The sequence below is a fragment of the Flavobacterium sp. HBTb2-11-1 genome, assembly GCF_009826975.1.
Lineage (GTDB): Bacteria > Bacteroidota > Bacteroidia > Flavobacteriales > Flavobacteriaceae > Flavobacterium.
On record NZ_WUMO01000001.1, the window covers coordinates 138,322 to 156,830 of the forward strand.

An 18,509-nucleotide genomic window follows, 5' to 3' on the forward strand; every position below is an offset into this window, starting at 1 on the left:
TTTCTGTATATGAATATTATCAAAAAAATATTTTCGAAATCCCGTTCTCAAGAAGACGGGATTTTTTTTGACACTATTCAGAAAATTCTTGGTTTTCAGCCTTCTAACGTAGATTTTTATAGACGGGCATTTACCCATCGTTCGTCTAATAAACTAGATCAAAATGGACATCCTATTAATTATGAACGTTTAGAATTTTTAGGAGACGCTATGTTAAGTGCCGTGATTGCTGCACATTTATTTAATAAAGCTCCAAATGGAGATGAAGGTTATTTAACCAAAATGCGTTCGAAAATAGTGAGTCGTGAACATTTGAACGAATTAGGTAAAGACTTAAATTTAGTGCAGTTTGTAGAGAGCAAAGTGCCGATTCAGCATTTTGGAGAAAACATTCACGGTAATATTTTTGAATCCCTAATAGGTGCTATTTATTTAGACAAGGGCTATACTTTTTGCGAGAAATTCATCCAAAAAAGAGTAGTGACGCCTTATGTAGATATTGCGCGACTTGAAGGAAAAGTGATAAGTTATAAAAGCCTTGTTATTGAATGGTGTCAGAAAGAAAAAAGAGTTTTTCATTATGACATTTTTGAAGATAACGGTATAGACGGACAGCGTCTATTTGGTGTTAAATTGAGTATTGATGATAAAGTTGTCGCAAGAGCGCGAGCAACTTCAAAAAAGAAAGCAGAAGAAAAAGCATCGCAGAGAGCTTATTTTGCGTTTCAAGAAAAAATTGACAAGAAATAGCTGCAAAAATGTTGTAACTCTCACAAGGCTACATCGTTTTCGTTTATAATTTAACAAAACAAGCATGTCATAACTGTTGATGCTCCGTTTAGAAATAGTATATTTACAACTTGATTTTTCAAGACATGGCTATTCATAAATTGGATTTAGACGAATTTGACGAAATTGATTATTATTTAATGGCAATTCATACTTCATTAGAAGATTATAGATTAGCCTATTTTATCAATAAAATCCTTCCGATCAACTTAAGTAAGAGCAAAAACGAGATCCATGCTCAGACTAAGGAAGGTGAAGCAAATTTTTCGAGATTCTATTATTATGATGAAGAAAAAGCTGTTTCCTGGAATTTAATTCAGAATAAAAATGAAATCATTTCTGTGAGTACAAATGATTTCCAGAATTTGTTTTCTAATGAAACAAGTGAGGTTTCGACAACAATTCATTTACTTCCTGAATTCAAAAAAGTCGATTTTTTCTTGAAAATTGATAATGGCGAAGAGGCGCTTAATTTTTCAGAAATTCAACAAAAATTAAACACAATAGAAAGTATTGTGGCTATTTATGCCGTTGATACAGACAAAATAAAATCAAAAAACAATCTAATTTTTTAAAAAAAATGCTAACAAACAAGAAAACCAAAATTGTTGCTACACTTGGCCCCGCATGTAGTACAAGAGAGATCATTAAAGATATGATCGATGCAGGTGTTAATGTGTTTAGAATCAATTTTTCGCATGCAGATTACGAAGGAGTAAAAGAAAAAATCAATATCATTAGAGGCTTAAACGAAGAGTTTGGTTACACGACAGCAATTTTAGGAGATTTGCAAGGACCAAAACTTAGAGTTGGTGTAATGGAAGAAGGTACTGTTGTAAACGATGGAGATGAAATTACTTTTACAACTGCTGAAGATATTATCGGAACATCAAAAAGAGTGTTCATGAAATATCAGAATTTCCCAAATGATGTTAATCCAGGAGAGCGTATCTTGCTTGATGATGGTAAACTTATTTTCGAAATTGTTTCTACAGACAAAAAAACAGAAGTTGTTGCTAGAGTTATTCAAGGAGGAGAATTAAAATCTAAAAAAGGAGTTAATCTTCCAAATACAAAAATCTCTTTACCAGCTTTAACAGAAAAAGATATTGCAGATGCTATTTTTGCAATCGAGCAAAAAGTTGACTGGATCGCACTTTCATTTGTAAAAACTCCTCGCGATTTGCAGGATTTACAAGAATTAATTGCAAAACACTCAGAGGTTAAAATTCCAATCGTTGCTAAAATCGAAATGCCAGAAGCTCTTGAGAACATGGATAAAATTGTAGCATATTGCGATGGTTTAATGGTTGCTCGTGGAGATCTAGGTGTTGAGCTTCCTGCTCACGAAGTTCCATTGGTACAAAAAGATTTAATTAGAAGAGCTAAAACGGCTAGAATTCCGGTTATCGTTGCTACACAAATGATGGAGACAATGATTACAAGTTTAACTCCAACAAGAGCAGAGGTAAACGACGTTGCAAACTCTGTAATGGACGGTGCAGATGCTGTAATGTTGTCTGGAGAAACTGCTACAGGAAACTACCCAGTGCAAGTAATTCAGAGAATGGCACAAATTTGCGAAGCTGTAGAAAACTCTCCGCTTATTCAAGTTCCTCAAAATACACCGCAAATTAAAACAAAACGTTTTGTTACTAAAACAGTTTGTCATCAAGCAGCTTTATTAGCAAATGAAATTGAAGCTAAAGCAATTTGTACTTTGACAAATAGTGGTTATACAGCTTTCCAAATTTCAGCTTGGAGACCATCAACAGCACATATTTTAGTATTTACTTCAAACAGAAGAATCTTGACTCAATTAAATTTATTATGGGGAGTTAAATCTTTCTACTATGATAATGAAGAGAGTACAGATGATACTGTAACAGATGTAAATCAAATTGCAGTTGACAAAGGTTATGCACAAAAAGGAGATTATTTAATCAACCTTGCTGCAATGCCAATTAAAGATAAAGGAATGGTTAACACGATGAGAGTTTCTGAAATCGAATAATCACTTCAAATAAATTTTAGAAAGCCACTTAATTTTTTAAGTGGCTTTTTTGTTTTAAAAAACCAATATCAATTCATATTCTGGATTCGATATTTTGTCTTTTCTAGGACTTATTTTAATTTAACTCTCTGATGATTTGACAAAAAAAGCATTGATCAAAAAGATTTTTTGGTTTCATTTGACTAAAATTTTGAAAATTGTTTAGTCAAAAAAATCCTTTTGATCATCATTTACTTCCTTTTTATTCTTCTTTAAGAAAAAACATAACTGCTTAACTTTCTGGTGTTTTGATATGTTTCATTTTATAAAATGAAACATTTTGGTGCAAATTCTCCAATTTTCTTGTTTCATATTATAATATGAAACAAGTTCATGCCTTATAAATTCAATAGTTCGCTCTTTTACTAGTTAAATTTGAGATACTTAAGAAAAAGTTAAAAATATTCTGTTTCAGATTTTAAAACAAAATGAATTTGAAACATGTAGGAAAAAATACAATCTGTCTTTTTAATATATTTTATAAAAAATAAGAATTATCTTATTTTTGTTTATAGTTTTACACCACATACAGACATAGAATTATTAACGAATTTTTTATTATCATGAAACAAATCAAATTTAAGTGCCGATTTGCAGATACTTTAAAGGTATTAGCATTGCTGTTTTTTTCTGGAGTTTCTGTTACAGCACAGAATAAAAAGCCAAATATTCTAGTGCTTTGGGGTGATGATATTGGGACTACCAATATTAGCGCCTATAGTGATGGAGTTATGGGATATACAACCCCTAACATTGACCGTTTAGCCAATGAAGGACTAAGATTTTTACATTATTATGGAGAACAAAGCTGTACTGCTGGACGTGCAGCATTTTTAACAGGACAGCATGGTCTTCGTACGGGATTAACAAAAGTTGGTTTTCCTGGAGCACCAATGGGAATGAGTCAGTTAGATCCATCAGTGGGAGGAATAATGAAAAGCTTAGGATATGTGACAGGACAATTTGGTAAAAACCACGTTGGAGATAGAAATGAAAGTTTGCCAACAGTTAATGGTTTTGATGAATTTTTCGGAAATCTGTATCACTTAAATGCAGAAGAAGAACCAGAATTGCCAGATTATCCAAAAGATCCAGAGTATTTGAAAAAATTTGGACCACGAGGAGTTTTAAAATGTACGGCAACAAATGTTGATGATGCAACAACTGATCCTCGTTTTGGTAGAGTAGGAAAACAAAAAATTGAAGATACAGGAGCACTTACTAAAAAAAGAATGGAAACGGTTGATGACGAAACATCTGCTGCCGCTATTGATTTTATTAAAAGACAAAGTGCATCCGGAAAACCATTTTTCTGTTGGTTCAACGCTACTCGTATGCACTTGCGTACACATGTTAGAAAAGAACATAGAGGAAGATATACTCATGGAGACAGCGAATATATTGATGGTATGATCGAACACGATGAAACTATCGGAAGCATCTTAAAAGCATTAGACGATTTAGGAATTGCAGATAATACAATTGTTGTTTATTCGACAGATAATGGTCCTCATATGAATACATGGCCAGATGCAGCAATGACACCATATCGTTCAGAAAAAAATACAAACTGGGAGGGAGCTTTCCGTGTACCATGTATCGTTCGTTGGCCAGGTCATATTAAACCAGGTACTGTAACGACAGAGTTAATGAGCCACAATGACTGGATTCCGACTTTTGCTTCAATTGCAGGAGAACCAGATATCGTAAATAAACTTCTAAAAGGTTATTCTGCAAATGGAAAAACGTACAAAGTGCATTTGGATGGTTATGATCAAAGTAAATTTTTAGAGGGCAAAACTCCAAAAAGCGCCAGAGATAAATTCTTTTATACAGATGACGATGGTTTACTAGTTGGTTTAAGAGAGGGAGATTATAAATACGTTTTTGCAGAGCAGCGTCTTGAAGGTACAATGGGAGTTTGGGCTGAACCATTTACTAAACTGCGTTTGCAAAAGATATTCAATTTATATCAAGATCCTTTTGAAAGAGCCGATATTACGTCTAATTCATTTTGGGAATGGCAGTTGAATCACGTGCAGATGATGTACGGAGCAATACAAGATGTGGTTGTTTTTGCAGAAACATTCAAAGATTATCCTCCAAGATCAATCCCACCGAGTTTCTCTGCTTATACTATTATGGAGGAAGCGATGAAAGATATTAAAGCTAAACAGTATATAGAGAAAAATGTAATGCCTAAAATAAAAGAAGAAGAAGAGGCAGCTTCAAAAAAGAAAAAATAAATCATAACAAAAGAGATTCAGGTTGAAAAATCTGGGTCTCTTTTACTAACATAAAAACATCATGAAAAAAAGTATATATATATTGTCTCTGGTGGCTTTGTTTTTCTTTTCCTGTAAAAAATCGGATACAGTAACTTCTCCAACAGAAAATAAACAAACAGAAGCTGCAGCAAATAACGGCGATCCATTGCCAAGCTGGAATGACGGAGCTTTAAAAAAAGACATTATTGCTTATGTTGAAAAAGTAACAAAAGAAGGAAGTCCTGATTTTATTCCGGTAGAAGACAGAATTGCGACTTTTGATAATGATGGAACATTATGGGCTGAAAAACCATATGTACAAGAACTTTTTGCTTTTTATAGAGTAAAAAAAATGGTAGAAGCCAAACCGGAATTGGCACAAAAACAGCCTTTTAAAGCAGTTATAGAAAAAGACAAAACCTTCTTTGAAAAAGGAGGCGATAAAGCACTTATAGAATTGGTTGCAGCCACTCATACCGGAATGACAGAAGATGAATTTGAGGCTTCAGTGAATGACTTTTTTAAAAGTGCACAATATCCAGGTAAAAATGTTCCGGTAAAACAAATACGTTATCAACCGCAATTAGAACTGCTGAATTATCTCCGTGCCAACGGATTTAAAACTTATATCGTTACTGGAGGAACAATTGAAGTGGTGCGAGCAATATCTCAAGATTTTTACGGAATTCCAAAAGATCAAGTTGTGGGAACTTCTTTCAAATATAAATACGATGCAGCTAAAAATGCAGTGCAACGAGAAGCCGCTTTAGATCATTTTAATGATAAAGAAGGGAAACCTGTTGGTATTCAGTTGCACATTGGACAGCGACCTGTTTTTGCCTGCGGTAACGAAGGTGGTGCAGGAGATATTGCGATGCTGAAATATTCTCAAGGGAATAAATATCCTTCTTTTCAATTGCTTGTAAATCATAATGATTCAATAAGAGAATACAAATATCAAGAAAAGGATAATGCTTCATTAAATGCCGCTGCAAAAAACAAATGGCATGTGGTAGATATGCAGAAAGACTGGAAAAAAGTTTTTGCAGACAATTAGATTGAGTTAGTTAAAATTGAAGTGAAACAGTTTATTGGTTGGCTGTTTCATTTTGATTTTAAAATGTTTACAAAATTTTAAAAGAACGCCTATGGAGTTTCATAAATTTATTAGATTACTATTGGGTACAATCTCTTTCGTTGTAAGCTATAGTTCTTATGCTCAAGAAGAACATAAACCAGGAAATAGTCCTCAGGAACTGGCTGATAAATTGGCAAATCCAGTGGCGAGTTTAATTAGTGTGCCACTTCAGAATAATTTGAATTATGGAATCGGACCATACAATGGCGTCAAATATACGGTTAATATTCAGCCCGTTATTCCATTTAAATTGAGTGACAACCTAAACTTAATAAGCCGATGGATTTTGCCGGTTGTAGATCAGCGAAATATAACTGGATTAAATACACACGAATTTGGTTTGAGCGATGCCACAGTGACAGCATTTCTTGCTCCAAAAACTGAAAAAATAATCTATGGAGTCGGACCAGCATTTTTAGTACCAACGGCTACAGATAAATTATTAGGAACAGAAAAATTTGGTGTCGGACCAAGCGTTTTAGTAATGCATCAGGGCAAAGGCCTTTCGGTTGGTTTTATTGCCAATCAGATCTGGTCTGTAGCTGGAGCCTCTGACCGTGCTGATTTTAATCAGTTTTACACCCAGATATTTCTTTCGCACAGTTATAAAAGTGGTGCCAACTGGGGCGTAAATGCCGAAATTACCCAAAACTGGGAAGGAAATACTACTTTAATCTCTTTAAACCCAATGATGGGGGGTATTACCAAATTTGGTGACCAAGTGGTACAGTTTTCAGTTCAACCACTTATTCCGATTGTGGGACATCAGGCCATAAAACCCGATTGGGGCTTGAGAGCTGTAATTTCTTTTGTGTTTCCTGGATCATAATATTTTATCAAGAATGGCTGATGTACTTAAAAATACAGACGAAATTAAGTTTGATCCTATTGCATCAAAGGCGCAGCGTTATGAAAAAGGCGTTTCGATTAGAAAAAAAACGCCTTTAGCAAAACATCAGGAATGGAACTCTTTTAAAAACCGAAAAGATCCTGTAGATATTTTAATTCAAACTAGCGAGGGAAGAGTTGAAAGTCTACTGCCAATTCGATACAGAAGAATGATGGAATCTCCTTTTGCATTTTACAGAGGTGCCGCTGCGATTATGGCTGCCGATTTGGCTCATACTTCTGTTTCTGGAATAAATCTTCAGCTTTGCGGCGATTGTCACTTGATGAATTTTGGCGGATTTGCAACTCCAGAACGAAAATTGGTTTTTGATATTAATGATTTTGATGAAACTTTTCCAGGGCCTTGGGAATGGGATATAAAAAGACTTGCAGCCAGTTTTGTTATTGCTGGAAGATGGCGAAAATTCTCCCATAAAAACTGTAAAGAATTTGCTTGGAATGTTGCAGAGAGTTACAAACGGCACATGATAGATTACAGCAAACTTTCAGCACTTCAGATTTGGTATGCCGATATTGATCTAGCAGAACTGATCGAATTAGGCCGAGATAAAGAATTTAAAGAATTTGACCAGAAAAGAATTAAAAAGGCATCAGAGTACACCGCTCACGAAAAAGAGTTTGCAAAGATGACTTATTTTGATGGCGCCAGAGCCCGTATTAAAGATGATCCGCCATTGATATTTCACCCAAGCGGAGAACTTGAAAAACAAGTGGCTAAAGAAGGCGAAATTATCCATAATAGATATCTAGAATCGCTTTCAGAAGAAAAGCAGATTTTGTTAAACCGATACATGCTTCATGATATTGTTATAAAAGTAGTGGGTGTTGGCAGTGTTGGAACATTGTGTGGCATTAGTCTGCTAATGTCGGCAACTGGAGAACCTATTTTTTTACAGTTTAAAGAAGCCCGAAAAAGTGTATTAGAAGGGAATGTAAAAATAAAAGGGAAATACAGCCATCAGGGTGAGAGAATTGTAATGGGGCAAAAGCTAATGCAGTCTGCATCGGATATGTTTTTGGGATGGACAGACGACAGTAAAAATAGATTTTTTTACATCCGTCAGCTGAGAGATGCCAAAGTAAAACCAGTTCTAGAAGTGATGAAATCTAAAAATATGGCAGAATATGCCAAAGCTTGCGGATGGGCACTTGCAAGAGCTCACGCGCGTTCTGGAGATCCTTCAATGATTTCGGGATATATTGGAGACACAGACGAATTTGCCGATGCCATTTCGGAATTTTCGGTTTTATACGCTGATCAAAACGAGTCAGATTATAATAAAATGCTGGAAGCGATAAAACAAGGAAGATTACCAATTTCAGAAGAATTATAATTTATATAAAAACATTAATCCGAAAATAAAGCTACTAGTTGCTATATATTAAAGGATTGATTTATTACGTCGTTTTTTAATTTGTTAATCTAAAAAATTGTGTCATGAAAAAGTTCAAATTTTCGATCCTATTCTTAGGATTATTTACAATTTATTCGTCAAATCTTCAAGCGCAGACAAAACCAAATGTAATAGTTATAATGACAGATGATGTTGGCTGGGGTGACTTAGGTTGTTATGGCGGAGGGGTTATGAGGGGTGCACCAACACCCAATCTTGATCGTATGGCTGCTGAAGGAACCAGATTTGTAAATTATTACGGACAATCAAGTTGTACAGCAGGAAGAGCTTCGTTTATTACAGGAAGAATACCAGTTCGTTCAGCACTATCGGCAGTATTAGTCCCAGGAGATCCAAACGGGCTTTCAAAAGAGACCCCTACCATTGCCCAAGCCATGAAAAAAGCGGGCTATTCAACAGCTTTTGTTGGTAAATGGCATTTAGGAGATAAAGAAGAAAATTACCCTATCGCGCACGGATATGACGAAATGTTTCATATGCTTCCATACTACGCCGGAGTATATGCTTATGATGATAAAACACTTCATCCGAATTTCCCATCAGATGATGCCGAATTTCAAAAAGTATGGAATTCAATAAATCTAGGAGAGTTTGAAGGTAAAGCTGGGCAAAAAGCAAAAGTTGTAAAACAAAAAGTAGGATTTGCAGATTTAGCAACTGTAGATGACGAAATGCGTGCAACAACTGTAAATTACATAAAAGAACATGCAAAAGACAGTAAGCCATTTTTTGCAACAGTTTGTTTTGAAAAAGTTCATAATCCAAATAATCCCTCACCGCGATGGAAAGGAAAATCTCCCGGAGGAGGAAATTACCTTGACGCTTTAATGGAAATGGATGATAATTGTGGGCAAATTATACAAGCAGTTCGAGATGCTGGAATAGAAAAAAATACATTAATAGTTTGGACAACAGATAACGGAGCCTGGGTTGATGCATGGCCAGATGCAGGTTATACACCTTTTAGAGGAATGAAAGGTTCTGTATATGAAGGAGGTTTTCGCTGTCCGGCACTTGCTTGGTGGCCAGGTCATATAAAAGCAGGTTCTCTAAATACAGATATGTTTTCTCATATGGATTGGTGGCCAACGATTGCTTCAATTATAGGGCAGCCTGTTCCTGGTCACGAATTTAAAGATAATAATGGAAGTCCAATTATTTTTGATGGATTAGATCTGAGTGCTTCTTTATTAGGAACAGGTCCAGGAACACGCCAAGATTTTTATTTTTTTGCAGGACAGGCTTTTGGAGCAGTTCGTGTTAAAAACTTCAAATTTCTTTTTACTGCAAAAGATTCATGGCTAGGAACAGATAAACCATTAAAGGTAGTAGCAACTTATGATTTGCTATGGGATCCAGCAGAACAATATGATATGACTTTTAATGGAGCGGCACCAGATAATGGAAATTCAAAAGGACATTTTAGCGGATCAGATAATGGATGGGCAGGAATGTATATGGCTCCTCGTGTTATAAAATTGTTTGAAGAAATGAAGAAGTTTCCAAACAAAAAGTATATCCCTTTTGGAGAAGGTTTAAATAAAATTATTCCAGAAGAAAACAAATAAATTTATAAAGAAAACATAATCGAAGGCTTCTAAACAGACGAAATCTGGATAAAACTTTTTGTTTGATAGTACACTTACATAGTCGCACAAGGTTAATAAATTCTAAAGCAGGATATGGAAAATCGATAAAAACGAGGAGGAGTATTGTTAAAGTAAGATTTTATTTATTTAATACTGTTAATTAAATAAAATGATTTATCTTTGAGAGTGATGCAAGTAATTGTTTAGTAGCTGTTTGTGTTATATAATCAATTATTGGCATCTTTTAGCCCCTACGTTCAAGATTTTTACGTTTTTAAATTCGAGTTAAACTGATTTAATTATTAATTTAATAAATACCACAACATGAATATTAAAAGAACAAGTCTTCGTATAATCCCAATCTTATTTTTGGGTTTGTTTTACAGCTGCTCTCCAACTGTAAAAGTTACAACTGATTATGATCATGCTGCGAACTTCAGCGAATACAAAACTTTTGCGGTGTATGATTTAAAAGCACAGCAAGGCCAAGTAAATCAGTTAAATGTTGATCGTGTTGCAAAAGCAATCCGAAACGAAATGCTCGCAAAAGGATTTACAGAATCTAGCAATCCTGATTTAAAAGTAAATGCGGTTTCGATATTAAAAAACAAAACCCAAGTGACAGCCGATACTAATTTTTATGGCTATGGAGGAATGTATCGTCCATACGGATATTGGGGCGGCGGTGCCATGATGGGCGGCGGTACCACAACATTCAACAGCTATGATTATGTTGACGGCTCGTTGGTAATAGATATCGTATCTACAAAAACCGATAAACTGGTTTGGCAAGGAATCGGAAATGCCGAAATTGACAGCAAACCAGATAATCCAGAACAATTCATTAACGATGCAATCAAAAAAATATTAGCTGGTTTCCCTCCCGGAGCAGTTAAAAAATAATTGATACATAATTGTACTTGCCGAAAGTACGGCAAGTACGATTATTTCTACTTCTCCATACGCCCCCATCGTATTCTATTTTTAAGATTTTAAGAAAAATAATACCCACGCAAATTAAACTTAAAAAAATGATCGATATATTACTCTCACTTTTCTTTTTTATTGCCACAATTGCAGGTTTGGCAACTTCAATTATGGTTTTGTTTTCCAAAAAAAACTATTCAAAAAGTTTCTTTTTAGGAATGTTTTTATTGAGTTTGGCGGTAGTAAGTATCTACAATTTTTATCTGTCGGCCAACTTATTTAAAAATTTCCCAGATCTATTTACTATCACAAAAGCGTTTATATTTTTAACCGCTCCATGCTCTTTTTTATATGTTAGAAACATTTTATCATTAAATAAAAGTTTTAGAAAATACGATTGGCTGCATTTTATGCCTTTTGTGATCTATTTCTTTTTAACGCTAATTGTTTATGTTGGAAGCCATACCAATATAAAAGCGGTCGATTATATTGCAGAATTAATCAAAAATCCATTTTCTGTTTTAACCCTGACGATTTGGCTTTTCTATGTCTTTTTTCAAACCATGTTGATTTTAAACTATGATCTGAAAAAATTTAAAGGAAACCAATTTCATCAAATTAAAGTAATTAACTGGATTAGAGTGTATAATCTCATGATTCTGTTTTTATTTTCGGCGCTTTTTGTTCATCACTTCCTATTAAGAAAAATAGATGCAACAGACCTTTCTTGTTATGTGCTTATTTCCTCTGTATTGTTTTTTACGGTCGGCTGGCTTTATTTCAGACCTCATATTTTTCATGATCAAGAAGAAACCTTCGATTTTGTTGTTGATAATACAATAGAGGTAAAAACAAAAGAAACGAAGAATACAATTCCGATAACAAACGAACTGACGCTCGAAAAAAGAGAAGAATATCTTTTAAAGCTAGATCATGTTTTGAACTCTCAGCATCTATTCTTAAAAAAAGATTTCGTAATCAGAGATTTGTCAGATGAAACCGGAATATCTGTACACCACTTATCCAATTTGATTAATTCTGAATTTGGCCTTCACTTTCAGGATTACGTTAACCTCAAAAGGATTGAGTATTTTAAAGACAAAATAAACGATCCAGAATGGAAAGATTTGTCTTTAGAAGGCATGGCTTGGGGTTCTGGTTTTAAATCTCGAACTACTTGTTTTAGGGCATTTATAAAACACACCGGAAAATCTCCTTCAGAATACTTTAAAACCATTCGAATAAATCCGGAGCATACAAACGCGTATTACTTTAAATAGTCGTACTTCGGAATACATGAGTTTAATACTAGCGGTAGTTTCTATTTTTTTTAATGAGGTGAGTTTGAATATAAACGATAACATTCTATGGAAAACAAAAAAACAATACACAAAAAAGTCCTGTTTTTACTTTGGATAGTAGTATCGTTTAATGTTTTAAATGCACAGAAGCATCATACCGTTATGAAAGATTCTTTAGATGGCGCTTTCGATTTGAGCGACTTTCTAATTTATGCCAACGGATTTATAGTCGTGCCCACCATTATTACAGAACCTGCCGTTGGAGGATTTGGAGGTGCTGTTGCGCCAGTTTTCCTGAAAAAACGTGCTCCTGTTGTGGATGAAAACGGTAAAAAACGATTTATAAACCCAGACATTACGGGAGGAATCGGAATGTATACGGCCAATAAAAGCTGGCTGGCAGGAGCTTTTCGTTCGGCAACATTGGTAAAGCCAAAAATATTGTATCGTGCTTTTGCAGCTTACGGCGATATGAATTTATCATTTTATGCCAATAATCTTCCGAATCGGAAAGACGAAGAATTTAAACTCAATTTTAAATCGACTATTTTTTACACGCAATGGCTCAAACAATTTAATAATGCAAAATGGAGCGCAGGACCGCAGTACTTATTTTTAAATTCTAAAATAAATCTGCCCGATTTTAATCTTCCGCCGCCATTTGTAGATCCAAAAGATATTAAGAGCACCATAAGTCAGCTTGGAGCTGCGCTTCAGTTTGACGGACGTGACAACATATTTACGCCAGATAAAGGAATAAGAATCCAAACCGATTTTTTCTGGTCTGATAAAGCATTGGGGAGCGATTATCAGGCATGGCGTATCAATTTATCGGCAATTGGATATTATCCGTTGGCGAAAACTTTAATTGGCGGACTAAGGATTGAAGGGGAGCAGGCGTTGGGGAGTCCGCCTTTTTATTTAAAACCAGGAATCAATATGCGAGGAATTCCCGCTGCCCGTTATATGGGAAACACCAGCATTGTTTCTGAACTCGAATTTAGATGGGATCTCTACCGAAGATGGAGCCTTATGGGTTATGGAGGTCTCGCAAGTGCTTTTAATGATTGGGATCAGGCTTTTACCAAACCCGTTGTGTACAGCTACGGAACAGGTTTTAGATATCTCATTGCCCGAAAATTCAAACTCCGTATGGGAGTAGACGTTGCCAAAGGGCCAGAAGAATGGGCTTACTATATCGTTTTTGGAAGCAATTGGATGCGATAAATAAAGAAACAGAAAAAACTTGTAAGAAGTTGTTTGTAAAATAAAAAACCTCGATGCTCCTGTATCGAGGTTTTTTGTGTTAAATATCTTAATAATCAGGCCCATTAAGAAAATATTAACAACTAAACATTACACAAATTGTATAATATTTAATTGTTTTGTAACAAATTGGAAACATTTGAGACTAATTTTAGTAAATCTTAAACATAACTTATGAATACATTTTCATTCAAATCAGTGTTTGCCGCTTCAATCTTTTTGGCTGGAACTGCAGGCTGTTTTGCGCAAGACATTTTAGTAAATTCACTTAAACTAAATGCTAGCGACAAAAGTAAAGAGAACTTCAAATTTACAGAAGTAATTAACCTAGGAACAACATCGGTAAAATCTCAAGGATCATCTGGAACTTGCTGGAGCTACTCAACAAACTCATTCTTAGAGTCAGAAATGATTCGTTTAGGAAAACAGCCTGTTGAGCTTTCTCAAATTTATTCTGCAAGAAACGTGTATGTAGAAAAAGGAATTAACTATGTTCGTATGCACGGAGCAATTACGCTTGGAGATGGAGGAGCTCTTCACGATGTAATTAATATGTACAAAAAATACGGAACTGTGCCTAGAGAAGTTTACACAGGTTTAAACTACGGAACAGACAAAAACAAATTTGCCGAAATGAGCGCGCTTATTGAAGGTGTTTTGGCAGCAGTGGTGAAAAACCCGAACGGAGAATTGACTCCAAACTGGCAAAAAGCATATTCTGCTGTTATTGATTCTTACTTAGGAAAAGTGCCAGACAACTTTACATACAAAGGAAAAAACTATACACCGCAATCTTTTGCTAAAGAAGTAGTAGGAATTAACCCAGACGATTACGTAGAAATGTCATCTTTTACAAATGCGCCTTACTACCAAAAAACAACTATGATGGTGCCAGACAACTGGTCATTGGATCAAGTTTACAACGTAAAATTGAACGATATGACAGACGTTATCGACAATGCACTTAAAAAAGGATATACTGTAGCTTGGGCAACAGATGTTAGCGAGAAAAGCTTTAGCTGGAAAAATGGTGTAGCTTACGTTGCAACTAAAAAATTCGACGACATGACGGCTGAAGAAAAAGCAGACATGTTTAACGGACCAAAAGCAGAACCAGAAATTACTCCAGAAATGCGTCAGGCTGCGTTTGATAACTACGCAACAACAGACGACCACGGAATGCATATTATTGGTCTTGCAAAAGATCAAACTGGAAAAGAATACTACATAGTAAAAAATTCTTGGGGAGAAACAAACGACTACAAAGGTTTCTTGTTTGTAACTAAGAACTTCGTAAAATATAAAACTACTGCATTACTAGTAAACAAAGGAGGAATTCCTGCTGAAATTGCTAAGAAATTAGGGGTTTAATTACTCTGAAAGTTTTACAGAAAATAGAAAAGCGCTACAATGAAAATTGTAGCGCTTTTTTTGTTATCAAGGAATCATTTTCTATCATCTTCATTTCTTAAAATATCCAACTCATTTATATCGGTTTGAATACCTTGCTCTTTAAATTGGGAAGCGATACTTATTTGTATAATGTCCCTTTCTTTTCTCCAATGAATTATTGCTAAAAATGCAATTGCGATTTGGACTTTTAAATCTAGATTACCTTCTTTATTATCAAATTTCCAGTTATCTTTTATTGCCATATTTTCTGTAGTATTTATATCAATAACGGAAGTATAAATATTGTATTCAGAATTTATTTTTTGAAGTTGCAAATCATTAATTTCTTTTTCTTTTGATTCTTTATATTCGATAAAAGGTAAATCTTTTTTATTTAAGATGTAGAAGACATCTTGAATTCTAAAATCGGATGAAGAAATTTTTGTTAATATTGAGAAATATTTTGATTTGGAAATTATTGTTCCCATTTCAAAACTAAGATTGACACCTATTAATATTGCATTTTTATTTTTTCCAATTATCTTTTCGATGCCAATAAGTATATTTTCAATATTTAGCAAATATCTCTTTGTTCTAGCAGTTAGAAATGAATTCGGAATATATTTATTTATGTTATTCTCAGCTATGTAATTAGCAAATATTGAATCGTAATCAAAATAAGTGATATCATCATCTGTAAATGCAGATTTACTCATTAGGGTAATTTCACCTTTTATATACAATTTTAAGTTATCGTTACTTTCTGGAATATTTTCTTTATTGAAAATACTTTTATAATCTTCAAATGCTTTAGATAAAATTTTATTTGTAGCTAACTCAAAATCTTTGATTTTATCTTTCGATAAAGGAGCATATAATTTCTTTTGTCCAATTTTTGTTTCTATTGATTTTTTCAATTCATCTGCAAATTTTTCAATTTGATCTTTATTATCAGTAACGATTTTTTCAAAATTAAGTTTTTGTAATAATTCTTTATTAGAGAGCACATCCTTTAGGCATTCTTTAAAAAAAGAAACACTATCTAGCCAATTGTTTAATTCTAAAACATCTTCTGGAAGATTTGGTTGAGAAATAAAATCATGAAAAGTGTAATATTTGTTTAATGAATACTGTCTTACGAAAAGAAGTGTTAAGTAGTAACAAATCCAATAGTTAACCTGTCTTCTGGTTCCTAAATTATCTAGCTCAGGAAAATAATATTTTATGTCAATCGGAGTTTTTCTGCTTTTAAATTCATTTCTAAAGTTTTCGAACCAATTAAATATCATTGTCATTGATTCAGGTAATAATACATATTTTGGTGGCTGAGATTGTGTAAATTGAAAAATATATTTTATTGTTTCATATTGGTTTCTGTACAAAAGCAATCCTCCCAATGCAAAATGAAACTCTAAAAAATTGTTTCTTTCAATTTCCTTTGCTTTTATTGCTTCATCATTTATCAATGTATGATTTTTATCGTATTCTGGGGTAATATATTTTAAACGAAAGTCAAAATATTGGTTTACGTTAGCCCAATACATTTTTATAAACTTATCATTGTCACAAATGATATATAAATTTTGCCAAATCCAATTATAAGTATCCTCAGAAATTGTAATGTCTTCGAAATCTTCACCAAGTAGCCAAACTGCGCTTACTGCTCTATGTTCAATGGCTTGAAGTTTTTTGTTATGGCTACTTATTAGCTCACTATTTAATCTATTGACTAAAAAATATAAGTCAACTGGATATATTAAAGGTTTTGATTTGTCATGATTCTTTCTTATATTCTTAAATACTTGATAATAAAACTCTAATAAGGTTTTTTGCAAATGTTCATCTTGTTTTTCTACAGCATAAAATGTTAATTCATTTATTGCTTTTAGATAGTATGGTTTTATTTCATCATTATCTTTTGTAGAATTATATTTTAAAATAATATATTTTAGAAGAGAAGTTGATTTGCCATTATATAAAACAACTTTATCTAGCCACATAAAAAAGAAAATGGTTAGAAAAGTAGTAAATATCAAAACAATTATTTTGGCGGAATTATTTACAAACCAATTATCAAAACCAAAAGGAGGTTGTTCATTAAAGATTAAAAAAAAGAAAGTTAAAATTGTAAGAAATAAGGTTAATTTGAAAATTGAGATTTCAAAATCTCGTCCTTTTATACTTCGCGAAAATGTCTTTTGAGGGAAATCATTATTGAATAAAACAGAAAGATATTCAGAAGAGTACTTATCTCCAATATTTGAGATTTTATCAACGATAATAGGATAAGCAATACCTAAAATTGCAATATCAATTGCAACGCAAATTTCAATTATATTTTCTAATATCATATTTTTCTAATTTATTATATCAAAGATGTAGCTAAATAAAGTGTTTTAAATATTATTCTAAGCAAGGATTAAACACCTGTTTTTAATACGATGCTTGTAAAACAAAAAAAAAGACCATCATGAAATGAATAGTCCCTTTAAAGATATATTATTAAATAAAAATCAGATTTTGTCAAAAGAAATTATTTCCCCTTCATCCACTTCTCCAAATACTCCACTTTATCCTTTTCAGCCTGAACCAAACGCTCATAAAGCTCCACAATTTTATCAATCGGGTTGAAAGTACATTCTATTGCATTTGCATTAAAAATACTATCAGTGATATCGTTGTCATATACATTATTGAAATAATTAACGACGCCTTCATCTGAGAAGCTTTTTATTGAATCAACTGAAACACCCAAAGCTTCTGCAATGGCGTTTAGTTTTTCATCATCAACGGTTTCGCTTCCTTCAATATTAGAAATCGTCTGTTGGCTCATGCCAATAGCAATGGCAAGTGCTTCTTGTTTCATTCCTCTAAGCTCACGAATGCGGCTTATGTTTCTCCCGATATGTTTTGGTTTTGTTGCTGTGCTCATACTTCAAAGATATTAAAAATCCTTAAAAATTAAGATATTGGTGAAAGACTATCTTTTTTGGTGAATTACCAAACTTAATGTTTTGTTTGGATGTTTTAGATTATTTATTTTGCTGAGGTAAAAATACAACTTTTCGTACAATAATTATTCGTTAATCAAAACCATAAATAAACGCCATGAAAACAGAAAATGAAAACAATGCCAATGAGAACCAAATAATAGAATCGATAGCTAGGTTGGTATCAGATATTGGTTTCGACGGAGAATATAAAAATCATCCAGAATACTTAGCCGAGATTTTTGAGCATCTTCTAGAAACAGAATCTGGAGACAGCCGTTCCTTACGAATTAAAATGCTAAGCTGCATTAGAACCAGTAAAATGTTGGCAAAAGCACTAGAGCCATTTTCAGACGAAGAAGTGCAAAAAGCCTGCGTTAAAATGATAAAGGCGTAAAAAAGAAGTACTTTATCGGCTTTCTAAGTAATTCATGGTCAGAATAAAAGCTAAGTAAAAGAAAATCAGTATCTTT

The 18,509-nt window shown here is 33.6% G+C and carries 15 protein-coding genes; 13 read left to right on the forward strand and 2 right to left on the reverse strand.

What is annotated here, in order from left to right:
• Positions 1 to 9: 9 nt before the first annotated feature.
• The 12 genes from rnc (at position 10) to GR162_RS00740 (ending at position 15,025) form a co-directional block, all read left to right on the forward strand.
• A complete protein-coding gene (gene rnc, locus GR162_RS00685) occupies positions 10 to 750 on the forward strand; it encodes a ribonuclease III (RefSeq protein WP_008466000.1) in 741 nt (246 codons plus the stop codon).
• 125 nt (positions 751 to 875) lie between these two features.
• Positions 876 to 1,364: an IPExxxVDY family protein gene (locus GR162_RS00690; RefSeq protein WP_008466002.1), complete on the forward strand. Its 489-nt coding sequence runs from the start codon at positions 876 to 878 to the stop codon at positions 1,362 to 1,364.
• A gap of 5 nt (positions 1,365 to 1,369) precedes the next feature.
• A complete protein-coding gene (pyk, locus tag GR162_RS00695; protein WP_160780614.1) occupies positions 1,370 to 2,803 on the forward strand; it encodes a pyruvate kinase in 1,434 nt (477 codons plus the stop codon).
• Between the two features lie 602 nt (positions 2,804 to 3,405).
• A complete protein-coding gene (locus tag GR162_RS00700; protein WP_160780615.1) occupies positions 3,406 to 5,088 on the forward strand; it encodes an arylsulfatase in 1,683 nt (560 codons plus the stop codon).
• Between the two features lie 61 nt (positions 5,089 to 5,149).
• Positions 5,150 to 6,166, forward strand: a complete 1,017-nt coding sequence (locus tag GR162_RS00705; RefSeq protein ID WP_160780616.1) for an HAD family phosphatase — start codon at positions 5,150 to 5,152, stop codon at positions 6,164 to 6,166.
• A 91-nt stretch (positions 6,167 to 6,257) separates the two neighbouring features.
• Positions 6,258 to 7,076 carry a hypothetical protein gene (locus GR162_RS00710; protein ID WP_160780617.1) on the forward strand — a complete coding sequence of 273 codons (819 nt, stop codon included), beginning with the start codon at positions 6,258 to 6,260 and terminating at the stop codon, positions 7,074 to 7,076.
• A gap of 13 nt (positions 7,077 to 7,089) precedes the next feature.
• Entirely contained in the window at positions 7,090 to 8,490 is a 1,401-nt protein-coding gene (locus GR162_RS00715; protein ID WP_160780618.1) for a DUF2252 domain-containing protein, read from the forward strand.
• Between the two features lie 104 nt (positions 8,491 to 8,594).
• A complete protein-coding gene (locus GR162_RS00720; RefSeq protein WP_160780619.1) occupies positions 8,595 to 10,139 on the forward strand; it encodes an arylsulfatase in 1,545 nt (514 codons plus the stop codon).
• Positions 10,140 to 10,484: 345 nt separating this feature from the next.
• Positions 10,485 to 11,063, forward strand: coding sequence for a DUF4136 domain-containing protein (locus tag GR162_RS00725; RefSeq protein ID WP_008466016.1), 579 nt, complete (start codon positions 10,485 to 10,487; stop codon positions 11,061 to 11,063).
• A gap of 128 nt (positions 11,064 to 11,191) precedes the next feature.
• On the forward strand, positions 11,192 to 12,367 hold the full coding sequence (locus tag GR162_RS00730) for an AraC family transcriptional regulator (protein WP_091128899.1): 1,176 nt from the start codon (positions 11,192 to 11,194) through the stop codon (positions 12,365 to 12,367).
• 87 nt (positions 12,368 to 12,454) lie between these two features.
• A complete protein-coding gene (locus GR162_RS00735; RefSeq protein WP_160780620.1) occupies positions 12,455 to 13,615 on the forward strand; it encodes a BamA/TamA family outer membrane protein in 1,161 nt (386 codons plus the stop codon).
• Between the two features lie 213 nt (positions 13,616 to 13,828).
• Positions 13,829 to 15,025 (forward strand): aminopeptidase C, encoded by a 1,197-nt coding sequence (locus GR162_RS00740; protein WP_160780621.1) that lies wholly within the window; start codon positions 13,829 to 13,831, stop codon positions 15,023 to 15,025.
• 74 nt (positions 15,026 to 15,099) lie between these two features.
• On the opposite strand, the gene GR162_RS00745 is transcribed toward GR162_RS00740, so the two are convergent.
• The gene (locus GR162_RS00745) at positions 15,100 to 17,397 is read right to left on the reverse strand and encodes a hypothetical protein (protein ID WP_160780622.1); all 2,298 of its coding nucleotides are present in this window, start codon (positions 17,395 to 17,397) and stop codon (positions 15,100 to 15,102) included.
• Positions 17,398 to 17,579: 182 nt separating this feature from the next.
• Positions 17,580 to 17,978 (reverse strand): helix-turn-helix domain-containing protein, encoded by a 399-nt coding sequence (locus GR162_RS00750; RefSeq protein ID WP_160780623.1) that lies wholly within the window; start codon positions 17,976 to 17,978, stop codon positions 17,580 to 17,582.
• 176 nt (positions 17,979 to 18,154) lie between these two features.
• On the opposite strand from GR162_RS00750, the gene GR162_RS00755 reads away from it, so the two are divergent.
• The gene (locus GR162_RS00755) at positions 18,155 to 18,433 is read left to right on the forward strand and encodes a hypothetical protein (RefSeq protein ID WP_160780624.1); all 279 of its coding nucleotides are present in this window, start codon (positions 18,155 to 18,157) and stop codon (positions 18,431 to 18,433) included.
• The last annotated feature ends 76 nt before the right edge of the window (positions 18,434 to 18,509 follow it).